A 10,882-nucleotide genomic window follows, 5' to 3' on the forward strand; every position below is an offset into this window, starting at 1 on the left:
ACCCGAGCCCCCGATGGACTACCAGCCCCGCCCCGACGACATCCGCTTCCTGCTGAACGCCGTGCTCGACGCACCGGCCCGCCTGCGCGCGCTTGCGCCGTTCGCCGAGGTCGACGAGGCGCTGCAGTCGCAGGTGCTCGACGAGGCCGGCCGCTTCGTCGGCGAGGTGGTGGCGCCGCTCCACCGCGGCGGCGATGAAACCGGCTGCCGCTTCGCCGCCGGCGAGGTGGTGTCGCCGCCGGGCTTTCGCGAGGCCTACCAGGCCTTTGTCGACGGTGGCTGGCCCGCGCTGTCCGCCGCCACCGAAGACGGCGGCCAGGGCCTGCCCGCGGTGCTCGAGGCCGTGCTGTACGAATGGCTGGCAGCCGCCAACCACGGCCTCACGATGGCGCCCGGCCTGCTGCACGGCGCCTATGCCTGCCTGAAGCACCACGGCAGCGATGCGCTGAAGCAGCGCTACCTGTCGAAGATCGCGACCGGCGAATGGCTCGCGACCATGTGCCTGACGGAAGCGCATGCGGGCAGCGACCTGGGCCAGGTGCGCACGCGCGCTGTGCCCCATGAAGAGAAGGCGGACGGCAGCCTGCGCGTGACCGGCGGCAAGATCTTCATCTCCGGCGGCGAACACGACCTGACGCCGAACATCGTGCACCTGGTGCTGTGCCGGTTGCCCGATGCACCGGCGGGCCCCAAGGGCCTGTCGCTGGTGCTGGTGCCCAAGCTGCTGCCCGACGGCATGCGCAACGCGGTGCACTGCGAGCGCATCGAGGAAAAGATGGGCCTGCACGGCAGCCCCACCTGCACGATGCGCTTCGACGACGCCACCGGCTGGCTGGTCGGCGAGCCCGGCCGCGGGCTGGCCGCGATGTTCGTGATGATGAATTCAGCCCGCCTGCACGTGGCGCTGCAGGGCATCGGCCTGCTCGACGCGGCCTGGCAGAAGGCCGACGCTTATGCGGCCGAGCGCCGCCAGATGCGCGCGCCCGGCCCGGTGCCCGCGAGCCGCGGCAGTGAAAGCGCGGACCTGATCGCCGAGCACCCGGCGGTGCGCCGCATTCTCGACACGCAGCGCGCCTGGATCGACGGCGCGCGCACGCTGGCCTACCGCAGCGCGCTGATGCTCGACGTGGCCGCGCACGACGCCGATCCCAAGGCGCGCGAACGCGCGCAGCGCTGGTGCTCGTTCGTCACGCCGGTGCTGAAGGCGGCGTGCACGCAGCAGGCCTTCCAGGGTGCGAGCGAATGCCTGCAGGTGTTCGGCGGCCACGGCTACGTGCGCGAATGGGGCATCGAGCAGATCGTGCGCGACGCACGCGTGACCATGATCTACGAGGGCACCAACGAGATCCAGGCCATCGACCTGCTGGTGCGCAAGGTGCTGCCCGACGGCGGCGCCGGCATGTCGGCCGTGCTGCTGGAGCTGCGCGACACGCTCGACGCCTCGCGCGAGGCCGACGCCGACGTGCAGCGCCGGCTCGCGCAGTTGCGCTACCTGGGCACCACCGTGGCAATGGCCGCGCATGCCAACCCGGTGCTGCCGCACGAGGTGGCCGACGACTACCTGCGCGTGACGATGCTCACGATGATGGCCTGGGCCTGGGCGCGCATCGAAGTGGCCGCGCCGCAGGATGCGGGCAAGGCCCGCGCGGCCGCCGCCTTCCGGCGCTGGGTGCTGCCCGAGTTCGAGATGCGGCTGGGCATCGTCAAGAAGGCCTGCGAGACCGTGGCGCTCACGCACTCGGCGCAGGGCGGGGAGCGCGCCGGTGTCGCGCGGTAACCAACAGGCACCGTCGCGGCCCGGCCGGGCGGTTACGCTCGTGCCATGGCGTCTTCCCCGAAATCCGTGGCCGCGAAAAGCGAGCTGAACATGGCCTCGCAAGGCAAGCCCGACCGGCTCGACGCACGCATGCTCGAAGCGCTGGTCGGCTACAACGCGCGCCGCGCATGGCTCATCGTGAGTGCCTTCTTCGCCGAGCGCATGGCGCCCTACGGCCTGAAGCAGATCGACTTCTCGGTGCTCTCCCTGCTCGCGCACAACCCCGGCGCCACCTCGCGCCAGCTGTGCAATGCGCTGGACATATTGCCGCCGAACCTGGTGAGCCTGGTGGCCACGCTGGACAGCCGCGGCCTCATCGAGCGCCGGCCGCATCCGCACGACGGCCGCGCGGTGGGCCTGCACCTGACGCCGGACGGCGAAGCGCTGATCCGCGAGGCCGAGCAGGCCGTGGTGCAGCTCGAGGCCGACGCCAGCGCCAAGCTCAGCGCCCGCGAGCGCGAGACGCTGATCAAGCTGCTGCAGAAGATCTATCTCTAGCTGCTGGCGCGGCGGCTGGAGCCCTTTCTGCCCAGCCGCCCTACAGCCTTACAGCCCGCGCTCGACCATGTCGATCAGCTGCTGGCCCAGCGCGTGGATCGCCCGCGCATCGGTGCCGCGCAACGGCCCGTCGATGATGAGCAGCGCCAGCCCGTGCACCGCCGACCACGCGAGGTATTCGGCATTGGGCCGCCGCGCCGGGTCGAGCACGCCGGCGTCCACCAGGCGGTCGATGGCCTTGCCCAGCAGCTCGAAGGGGTCGAGCCCGCTCGCGCCGGCCTTGGCCGGGCCCAGCTCGCCGCGGCCCTCGTCGGAGATCACGAACGCCGTGCGGAACAGGCCGGGCTCGGCCTGCGCGAAGCCCAGGTAGGCGGTGCCGATGGCGCGCACCTGCGCGCGCGCGAAGTCGGCGGGCGGCTGGTCACAGGGGAGCACGGCCAGTTCCTTTTCCATGGCGCCCGCCGCGGCGGCCAGCGCCTCCGCGCGCACGGCCAGCAGCAGTTCCTGCCGGCTGCCGAAGTGGCGGTACGCCGCGTTAGGCACCACGCCCACGCGCCGCGTGGCTTCGCGCAGCACCACGGCGTCGGGGCCGCCGTCGCGCGCCAGCTCGATGCCCGCGTCCAGCAAGGCCCTGCGCAGGTCACCGTGGCGGTAGGTGCTGCGGGCGGGCGGCAGGCTTTCTGGGACGTTGTTGAGCTTCATCTGATTTCCATGTGGACACTGTCCATTATCCCTGCTATTCTTTGTGGACGGTGTACACAACTTAATCAGATCGTTTGCGGAACCAGACACCGGGGCCTGCAACACACCCATCCTCGAAACCCAAGGAGTTGCCATGAAAGTCCAGTCGTATCTCTCGTTCGAAGGCCGCTGCGACGAAGCGCTCGGCTTCTACAAGAAGGCGCTAGGCGCCGAGGTCGTGCAGCTGATGCGCTACAGCGAGGCCCCAACGGACGCCACCTCGAGTGCCCCCTCGGACAGCGCCGACGCCAGCTGCGGCGGCGCCACCCCCAGCGGCGACAAGGTGATGCACGCCGTGGTGCGCATCGGCGAAACCGAGCTCATGGCCTCCGACGGCCGCTGCTCCGGCCAGCCCGAGTTCAAGGGCGTGATGCTCGCCCTGACCGCCAGCACCGACGCCGAGGCCCGCCAGTGGTTCGACGCGCTGGCCGACGGCGGCCAGGTGATGCAGCCGCTGATGCCCACCTTCTTCACCTCCAGCTTCGGCATGCTGAACGACCGCTTCGGCGTGAGCTGGCTGCTGGTGGTGCATCAAGCGAGCTGACCCGGTCGACCCATCACCTGCACGTCATCCACACCCTTCGCCAGAGACGCCTTCCATGCTCAAGACCATCGCCCTCGTCATCGTCGCCGCCATCGCCGCGCTGCTGATCTTCGCGGCCACCCGGCCCGGCACCTTTCGCGTGGAGCGCACCGCGCGCATCGACGCGCCGGCCGAGAAGATCTTTGCGCTGATCGACGACTTCCACCGCTGGGGCACGTGGTCGCCCTACGAAAAGCTGGACCCCGCCATGAAGCGCAGCTTCGGTGGCGCCGCCAGCGGCAAGGGCGCCACCTATGCCTGGGAGAGCGACGGCAAGGCGGGCGCGGGGCGCATGGAAATCATCGAGTCTGTGCCCGCGTCGAAGGTGGGCATCAACCTCGACTTCACCAAGCCCATCGAAGGCCACAACCTCGCGGAGTTCACGCTGCAGCCGCAAGGCAATTCCACCCAGGTGACCTGGTCGATGCAGGGCGAGAGCCCGTACATCGCCAAGCTCATGGGCATCTTCTTCAACATGGACCAGATGATCGGCAAGGACTTCGAAGCAGGCCTCGCCAATCTGAAGACCGCCACCGAAAAGTAAGCAAGGAAAAACCCATGTCCCCCATCAACGCCTACCTCACGTTCGACGGCAACGCCGCCGAGGCCATGCGCTTCTACGAGAAGACGCTCGGCGGCACCCTGCAGATGATGATGACCATGGGCGAGGCGCCCGGCGCGGAGCAGTTTCCGCCCGGCGCGGCCAACCGCATCATGCATGCCGCGCTGGCCTACGGCGGCGGCCTGCTCATGGCCTCCGACAGCATGCCCGGCCAGCCCTACGAGGGCATGAAGGGCTTCGGCGTGGCGCTCACGCTGGACACCGTGGCCGAGGGCCGGCGCGTGTTCGACGCCCTCGCCGGAGGCGGCAAGGTCGGCATGCCGTACGACAAGACCTTCTGGGTCGAGGCCTTCGGCATGGTCACCGACCGCTTCGGCACGCCGTGGCTCGTCAACGGCGGCAAGCCCCTGCTGTGACGGCGATGACAGCGACGGCCGTCCCGCTCGACAACCGCAAGCGCTGGCTCGCGCTGATGGTGCTGTGCCTGGGCGTGCTGATGATCGTGCTCGACACCACGATCGTGAACGTGGCGCTGCCCTCCATCCGCACCGACCTGGGCTTCAGCGAAACCTCGCTGGTGTGGGTGGTGAACGCCTACATGCTCACCTTCGGCGGCTTCCTGCTGCTGGGCGGGCGGCTGGGCGACCTGTACGGCCACCGCCGCGTGTTCCTCGCGGGGCTGGTGCTGTTCACGCTGGCGTCGCTGGCGTGCGGCGTGTCGACCTCGCAGGGCCTGCTGGTGGCCGCGCGCGCGGTGCAGGGCCTGGGCGGCGCGGTGGTGTCGGCCGTGTCGCTCTCGCTCATCATGAACCTGTTCACCGAGCCGGCCGACCGCGCCAAGGCCATGGGCGTGTACGGCTTCGTGTGCGCGGGCGGCGGCAGCATCGGCGTGCTGCTGGGCGGGCTGCTGACGAGCACGCTGAGCTGGCACTGGATCTTCCTGGTGAACCTGCCCATCGGCGTGGCGGTGTACGCGCTGTGCGTGGCGCTGCTGCCCGGCGCGCGTGGCCATGCGCACGGCGAGAAGCTGGACGTGGCCGGCGCCGTCACGGTCACGCTGTCGCTCATGCTCGCGGTGTACGGCGTGGTCAACGGCAACGAGGCCGGCTGGGCTTCCACGCAGACGCTCGGGCTGCTCGGCGCGGCGGTGGTGCTGCTGGCGGCGTTCATCGCCATCGAGTCGCGGGTGCGCCATCCGCTGATGCCGCTGGGCCTGTTCAGGCTGCGCAGCGTGTCGGTGGCCAACGTGGTGGGCGTGCTGTGGGCCGCGGCCATGTTCGCGTGGTTCTTCATCTCGGCGCTGTACATGCAGCTGGTGCTCAATTACACGCCCATGCAGATCGGCCTGGCCTTCCTGCCGGCGAACATCATCATGGCGGTGTTCTCGCTGGGCCTGTCCGCCAGGATCGTGATGCGCTTCGGCATCCGCAAGCCGCTGGCCGCGGGGTTGTGGCTGGCGGCCATCGGGCTGGCGCTGTTCGCGCGCGCGCCGGTCAACGGCAGCTTCGTGGTCGACGTGCTGCCCGGCATGATGCTGCTCGGCCTGGGCGCGGGCATGGCCTTCAACCCGGTGCTGCTGGCGGCCATGAGCGAGGTGAGCCCGAGCGACTCGGGGCTGGCCTCGGGCGTGGTCAACACCGCCTTCATGCTGGGCGGCGCGCTGGGCCTGGCCGTGCTGGCCAGCGCCGCGGCGGCGCGCACCGAGTCGATGGACGCCGCCGGCGCGCAGCTGCCGCTGGCGCTCACCGGGGGCTACAACCTGGCGTTTCTCGTGGGTGCCGTGTTCGCGGCGGCGGCGGGGTTGATCGGGGCCTTGCTGCTTCGCTCGGCCATGCCGGGCCAGATGCAGCACGGCGGCGACGCGGCCACGTCCCGCGAAACGGCGGCGTCATGAGCACCGCGCCATGCGAACCACGCAAGCCGTGCAAGCCATGCAAGCCATGCAAGCCATGCAGATGCCGCTTTTCTTCCTCCAACGTTTCCACTCTTTGTTCAGGAGAAACACCATGGCCCGCTATGTAGACGGATTCATCGTCGCCGTTCCCACCGCCAACGTCGAGGCCTACCGCAAGCTGGCGCGCAAGGCCGGCAAGGTGTGGATGGAGTACGGCGCGCTTGAGTACGTGGAGTGCATCGCCGACGACGTGAAGCCCGGCAAGCTCACCTCGTTTCCGCAGAGCGTGAAGCAGAAGGCCGACGAGACGGTGGCCTTCTCGTGGATCACCTACAAGTCGCGCAAGCACCGCGACACGGTGAACGCCAAGGTCATGGCCGACCCGCGCATCGCGTCGATGGACCCGAAGACCATGCCCTTCGATGCGAAGCGGATGATCTTCGGCGGCTTCAAGAGCATCGTCGAGTTCTGAGCCCGCGCGAGCAGCTGTTCAGGCCAGGAAGCCGTCGTAGACAAGCTTCAGGCCGGTGAGCAGCATCCCGAAATACACGAAGCGGTAGAACCACGTCGCGTCGATGCGCCGCGCGATGCGAATGCCGACCCACACGCCGAAGGGCGCGATCGGCATCAGCACCAGCGAGGTGGCCAGCGTGCGCAGGTCGATGAGCCCCAGCCATGCGTAGGGAATCCACTTGCTCAGGTTCACCACGAAGAAGAAGTACGCCATGGTGGCCGTGAACACCACCGGCGAGAGCCGCAGCGGAATCACGTAGGCGTTGATCGGCGGGCCGCCCGCGTGCGCGATGAAGCTGGTGAAGCCAGACACCGTGGTCAGCAACGCGCCCACGCCGCGCGAGGGCAGCGGATCGTTCGGCTTCGGCGGGAACAGCAGGCGCTGCGCCAGGAACACCAGCGTGAACACGCCCACGATGCCCGCCACCGTGTGCGCCGACAGCATGCGAAACAGCAGCGTGCCGATCACCGTGCCCAGCAGGCCGAAGGGAACCAGGAACTTGAGCAGCGAGCGGTCGAAGTCGCGCCGGAACGCCGCCAGGCCCAGCACGTCCATCAGCAGCAACAGCGGCATGAGGATGGCGGCCGCCTGCGGCACCGTCACGGCCAGCGCCATCATCGGCACCGCGAGCGAACCGAAGCCCGCGCCGAAGCCGCTCTTGCTGATGCCGAGCAGCAGCACGGCGGGAATGGCGACCGCGTAGAAGTACGGGTCGGTGATGAGTGGAAAGGCCATGGAGAAGCTGGAAACTGGGGAACGCAACGCAAAAAAAAGCCCACCGGGGCGGCGGGCTTGGCGAGCGTAGCAGGATGGGGCGGGCCCTGCTGGAGCCCATCGGACACAAGACGTGGCGTGTGTGTTGCGCTTGATATGCGTCAGCGCTCAAGCGCGCCGCCGGCCAGCCAGCTCGCGCCGCGCCGGTACAGAGCCTCCACCGCCGGGCCCTTGAGCATCGGCATGTCGAGCTTCACCGTGTAGCCGATGCGCTGCTGGATGTAGGTGAGGTGGCGGTAGCCCTCGGGCAGGCCGGCCAGCACGTCGGCGTCGAGCCGCACGGTGGCGGCCGGGTCCACCGGGTCGATGCGGTCCTTCTCGTAGATCGGCTGGCGGTGCAGCAGCTTCCACTCGCCGCCGTGCTTTTCAACGAAGTCGTAGAAGCGGCCGGTGCACACCACGTCGCACAGCACGCCCTCGACCATGCCGCGCTGCGAAATGGTCATCTTGGTCTGCGCGATGGCGCGCTCGCCCGCCACCTCGATGGCCGAGCCGCCCAGGAAGTGCAGGATGCTCACGCCCTTGGCCCAGCCCTCTTGCGTGACGCGGATGAACTCGGTGTACGGGCCCTGGAACCAGGTGGCCATCATCACGCCATCGGGGTGCCACACGGTGGCGAAGCGCTCCCAGTCGCCGGCGTCGCGCCACACGGCCCAGCGCTCGATCATCTGGCGGATCAGCAGCTCCTGCTGCAGGGTGTCGGTCATGGGCGTGGTCTCCTTGCTGTTCTCTTCGGGTCAGGCGGGTTGCGCTGCCGGCTGCTTCAGCGGGTCAAGCGGGCTCAGGGGGTTCAGCACGAAGTCGAAGTCGAGCAGCCAGCGCCCATTGGCCTGCTGCGTCCACGGCGCCACCAGCGACTGGCGCACCGCGAACACCGCGTCGGAGTCCAGCCACTGGTCGCCCTCGCGGAACACGTGCGTGATGAGCGGCTCGTAGCCCGGCGCCTCGATCTTGAAATGCAGGTGCGCGGGCCGCCACGGGTGGCGCCTGGTCGCGCGCAGCAGGTCGCCCACGGGGCCGTCGACCGGAATGGGGTACGCCTCGGCCAGCACGCTGCGAAAGTGCAGCGAGCCGTCGGGCGCGGTGCGCAGGCGGCCGCGGTTCTCGGAGTGGTCCAGCCCTTCGTGCTGCACGTCGTAGTGGCCGCCCTCGTCGGCCTGCCACACGTCGACCACCGCGCCGGGCACCGGCTCGCCGCCCAGGCCGCGCACCGTGGCGCGCACGTCGCAGGGGGCGCCCGCGGCGCCGTTGGCCACGTCGGCGCCCTGCTCGTACTCGGGGGCGCCCTCGAAATAGAAGGGGCCGAACACCGTGGCCTCGGTGCAGCCGGCAGGCTTGTCGTTGTTCATGGCAATGGTCAGCATCGACAGGCCCAGCACGTCCGACAGCAGGATGAACTCCTGGCGCTTGTCGTCGCACTTCTGGCCCGTGGCCGTGAGGTACTGGATGCCCTGGAACCACTCGGCCTCGGTGAGCTTCACCTCGCGCGCGAACGCGTGCAGGTGCTGCACCAGGCTGGTCATGATCTCGTGCAGGCGCGGGTCGGGCGTGTCGGCGAAGCGCGCGAGCACGGCCTGCGTGATGTTGTCCTGATTCAGGTTGCGCATCGTGGTGTCTCCAATGGAATCTCGGTGGGTAGCGCGCACTGTAGGTCGCGGCCCGTTCCCCTGAAAGCACCGGGGGCGCAAATGATTTTTCCGCCCAGCGGAACGGTCGACCCCGCCGCTGCGCCAAAATCCCCCGGCGCCACAAAAGCCAAGGCCACCAGGCGAAGAAGCCGAGGCGCCAAGCCCTACAAGCACCCGGAGACATTTCCCATGGACCGCTGGACCGAGATCGCCCTGCTCGTGCAGATCGCCGACGCCGGCAGCCTGAGCCGCGCGGCCGAGGCGCTGGGCCTGTCGAACGCCGCGGCCAGCCGCCACCTGAGCGCGCTCGAGGCCCGGCTGGGCGCGCGGCTGGTCGAGCGCAACACCCGGCGGCTGTACCTGACCGACACCGGGCGCGAGTTCTGCGGCCGCGCCCGCACCATCCTGGCCGACCTGTCGGACGCGGAATCGACCGTGAACGCCACCGCGCTGAACCCCACCGGCGTGCTGCGCGTGACGGCCTCGCTGTCTTTCTCGATCCACCACATCGCGCCGCTGCTGCGCGAGTACACCCAGCGCTACCCGGGCGTGACGGTGCACGTGGAGGCGGCCAACCGCTACTTCGACCTGATCGACAACAACATCGACGTGGCGATCCGCACGCGCGAGTACGAGCCCGACTCCAACGTGACCATTCGCCGGCTGGGCGAGACGCGGCGCATCCTGGCGGCCTCGCCGCGCTACTTCGCGCAGCACGGCTTTCCGAAGACGCTGGACGAGCTCGCACGGCACAAGCTGCTGATCTACACCCACGCCAACAACCCGAACGAGCTGCGCTTCAGCCGCGGCGGCGAGACCCGCACGGTGTCGGTCACGGGGCTGCTGGAGTCGAACGACGGCCAGGTGCTGCGCGCCGCGGCGCTCGACGGCATGGGCATCCTGGTGCAGCCGACCTACATCGTTTATGAGGACATCGTGGCTGGGCGGCTGGTGCCCACGCTGGACGACTGGGACCTGCCCCACCTGGCCATCAACCTGGCCTACCCGAGCCGCAAGCACCTGTCGGCCAAGGTGCGCAGCTTCATCGACTTCATGGCCGCGCATTTCCAGAAGATGGACTACGAACGCAAGTGGACGGGGCATTTCGGCGCGCATTGAGCGATGGAGCCGGCTAGGGGCGGCTCCGGGCGGGCTTTGCGGCCAAAGATGTGCGTAAACGCACATCCTGCATTCCGGCGGCTGCGCACACTGGAGGCGCAACCGCCGCATCCCGTGGCGGACCCTCCCATGTTTTCCTCCAAGGATCTGCCATGAACACCCAGGCTGCTGCCGCCAACGCCAACACCCAGCGTGCGCCGATCGCGCCGTCGCTGGCTTCCCTTTCCCCCGCCGCCATCGCGAACGGCGACGACGCCGGCAAGCTCGTGCTGCGCGTGGCGGTCGGCCTGCTGGTGCTGCTGCACGGCATCTTCAAGCTGTCGGCCGGCGTCGGCTTCATCGGCGGCATGCTGGCCAAGGCCGGGCTGCCGGGCGGGCTGGCCTACCTGGTGTACGTGGGCGAGATCGTGGCGCCGCTGCTGATGATTGCCGGCGTGTTCACGCGCGGCGCCGCCGCGGTGGTGGTCATCAACATGCTGGTGGCCTTCGGCCTGGTGCACATGGCCGACCTGTTCGCCCTGGGCAAGCAAGGCGGCTGGGCGCTGGAGCTGCAGGGCCTGTACCTGTTCGGCGCGCTGGCGGTGGTGCTGCTGGGGGCGGGGCGCTTCAGCGTGGGTGGCGCGCGAGGCAAATTCAACTGACCTGAACGCGCGGCTCTCCGGGCGGCCGACCCGCCCGGACCTTTCGCCTCTGCGCTGAATGCCCGCCACCGAGCGGGCATTCTTGTTTTCGTCTTTTCGTTTTTTTGTTCTT

13 protein-coding genes are annotated in these 10,882 nt (G+C 69.2%); 9 read left to right on the plus strand and 4 right to left on the minus strand.

Annotated elements, in window-relative coordinates:
- The first annotated feature begins 13 nt into the window (after positions 1–13).
- Together QTI51_RS17960 and QTI51_RS17965 are read left to right on the plus strand one after the other, a co-directional pair.
- Positions 14–1,777, plus strand: coding sequence for an acyl-CoA dehydrogenase family protein (locus tag QTI51_RS17960; RefSeq protein WP_116909358.1), 1,764 nt, complete (start codon positions 14–16; stop codon positions 1,775–1,777).
- A gap of 45 nt (positions 1,778–1,822) precedes the next feature.
- Positions 1,823–2,314: a MarR family winged helix-turn-helix transcriptional regulator gene (locus tag QTI51_RS17965; protein ID WP_116909359.1), complete on the plus strand. Its 492-nt coding sequence runs from the start codon at positions 1,823–1,825 to the stop codon at positions 2,312–2,314.
- 48 nt (positions 2,315–2,362) lie between these two features.
- Here the strand turns inward: QTI51_RS17965 and QTI51_RS17970 are convergent, their stop codons facing one another.
- Positions 2,363–3,016, minus strand: coding sequence for a TetR/AcrR family transcriptional regulator (locus tag QTI51_RS17970; RefSeq protein WP_116909360.1), 654 nt, complete (start codon positions 3,014–3,016; stop codon positions 2,363–2,365).
- 133 nt (positions 3,017–3,149) lie between these two features.
- On the opposite strand from QTI51_RS17970, the gene QTI51_RS17975 reads away from it, so the two are divergent.
- From QTI51_RS17975 to QTI51_RS17995, 5 genes are all read left to right on the plus strand, one after another.
- A complete protein-coding gene (locus tag QTI51_RS17975) occupies positions 3,150–3,599 on the plus strand; it encodes a VOC family protein (RefSeq protein ID WP_116909361.1) in 450 nt (149 codons plus the stop codon).
- A gap of 55 nt (positions 3,600–3,654) precedes the next feature.
- Entirely contained in the window at positions 3,655–4,182 is a 528-nt protein-coding gene (locus QTI51_RS17980; protein ID WP_116909362.1) for an SRPBCC family protein, read from the plus strand.
- A 14-nt stretch (positions 4,183–4,196) separates the two neighbouring features.
- Positions 4,197–4,616 (plus strand): VOC family protein, encoded by a 420-nt coding sequence (locus tag QTI51_RS17985; RefSeq protein WP_116909363.1) that lies wholly within the window; start codon positions 4,197–4,199, stop codon positions 4,614–4,616.
- A gap of 5 nt (positions 4,617–4,621) precedes the next feature.
- Positions 4,622–6,094 carry a DHA2 family efflux MFS transporter permease subunit gene (locus QTI51_RS17990; RefSeq protein WP_116909364.1) on the plus strand — a complete coding sequence of 491 codons (1,473 nt, stop codon included), beginning with the start codon at positions 4,622–4,624 and terminating at the stop codon, positions 6,092–6,094.
- Positions 6,095–6,206: 112 nt separating this feature from the next.
- Positions 6,207–6,566 (plus strand): DUF1428 domain-containing protein, encoded by a 360-nt coding sequence (locus QTI51_RS17995; protein WP_116909365.1) that lies wholly within the window; start codon positions 6,207–6,209, stop codon positions 6,564–6,566.
- A gap of 18 nt (positions 6,567–6,584) precedes the next feature.
- On the opposite strand, the gene QTI51_RS18000 is transcribed toward QTI51_RS17995, so the two are convergent.
- The 3 genes from QTI51_RS18000 to QTI51_RS18010 form a co-directional block, all read right to left on the minus strand.
- Positions 6,585–7,343 carry a sulfite exporter TauE/SafE family protein gene (locus tag QTI51_RS18000; RefSeq protein WP_116909366.1) on the minus strand — a complete coding sequence of 253 codons (759 nt, stop codon included), beginning with the start codon at positions 7,341–7,343 and terminating at the stop codon, positions 6,585–6,587.
- A 140-nt stretch (positions 7,344–7,483) separates the two neighbouring features.
- Complete coding sequence (locus QTI51_RS18005; protein ID WP_116909367.1) at positions 7,484–8,089, minus strand: nuclear transport factor 2 family protein; 606 nt, start codon at positions 8,087–8,089, stop codon at positions 7,484–7,486.
- A 30-nt stretch (positions 8,090–8,119) separates the two neighbouring features.
- Entirely contained in the window at positions 8,120–8,989 is an 870-nt protein-coding gene (locus QTI51_RS18010; protein WP_116909368.1) for an intradiol ring-cleavage dioxygenase, read from the minus strand.
- 210 nt (positions 8,990–9,199) lie between these two features.
- Between QTI51_RS18010 and QTI51_RS18015 the strand changes: the two genes are divergently transcribed.
- Positions 9,200–10,129 carry a LysR family transcriptional regulator gene (locus QTI51_RS18015; RefSeq protein WP_116909369.1) on the plus strand — a complete coding sequence of 310 codons (930 nt, stop codon included), beginning with the start codon at positions 9,200–9,202 and terminating at the stop codon, positions 10,127–10,129.
- A 236-nt stretch (positions 10,130–10,365) separates the two neighbouring features.
- Entirely contained in the window at positions 10,366–10,770 is a 405-nt protein-coding gene (locus QTI51_RS18020; protein ID WP_286516138.1) for a DoxX family protein, read from the plus strand.
- The last annotated feature ends 112 nt before the right edge of the window (positions 10,771–10,882 follow it).

It is taken from the genome of Variovorax sp. J22G73 (genome assembly GCF_030317035.1).
In the GTDB taxonomy this organism is placed as follows: Bacteria; Pseudomonadota; Gammaproteobacteria; order Burkholderiales; family Burkholderiaceae_C; genus Variovorax.

Excerpts from the sequence above, each read along its gene's own strand:
- QTI51_RS17980 (WP_116909362.1), top strand. The coding sequence starts at position 3,655 with ATGCTCAAGACCATCGCCCTCGTCATCGTCGCCGCCATCGCCGCGCTG.
- QTI51_RS18000 (WP_116909366.1), bottom strand. The coding sequence starts at position 7,343 with ATGGCCTTTCCACTCATCACCGACCCGTACTTCTACGCGGTCGCCATT.
- QTI51_RS17990 (WP_116909364.1), top strand. The coding sequence starts at position 4,622 with ATGACAGCGACGGCCGTCCCGCTCGACAACCGCAAGCGCTGGCTCGCG.
- QTI51_RS18010 (WP_116909368.1), bottom strand. The coding sequence starts at position 8,989 with ATGCGCAACCTGAATCAGGACAACATCACGCAGGCCGTGCTCGCGCGC.
- QTI51_RS17970 (WP_116909360.1), bottom strand. The coding sequence starts at position 3,016 with ATGAAGCTCAACAACGTCCCAGAAAGCCTGCCGCCCGCCCGCAGCACC.
- QTI51_RS18015 (WP_116909369.1), top strand. The coding sequence starts at position 9,200 with ATGGACCGCTGGACCGAGATCGCCCTGCTCGTGCAGATCGCCGACGCC.
- QTI51_RS17975 (WP_116909361.1), top strand. The coding sequence starts at position 3,150 with ATGAAAGTCCAGTCGTATCTCTCGTTCGAAGGCCGCTGCGACGAAGCG.
- QTI51_RS17985 (WP_116909363.1), top strand. The coding sequence starts at position 4,197 with ATGTCCCCCATCAACGCCTACCTCACGTTCGACGGCAACGCCGCCGAG.
- QTI51_RS17965 (WP_116909359.1), top strand. The coding sequence starts at position 1,823 with ATGGCGTCTTCCCCGAAATCCGTGGCCGCGAAAAGCGAGCTGAACATG.
- QTI51_RS18005 (WP_116909367.1), bottom strand. The coding sequence starts at position 8,089 with ATGACCGACACCCTGCAGCAGGAGCTGCTGATCCGCCAGATGATCGAG.
- QTI51_RS17960 (WP_116909358.1), top strand. The coding sequence starts at position 14 with ATGGACTACCAGCCCCGCCCCGACGACATCCGCTTCCTGCTGAACGCC.
- QTI51_RS17995 (WP_116909365.1), top strand. The coding sequence starts at position 6,207 with ATGGCCCGCTATGTAGACGGATTCATCGTCGCCGTTCCCACCGCCAAC.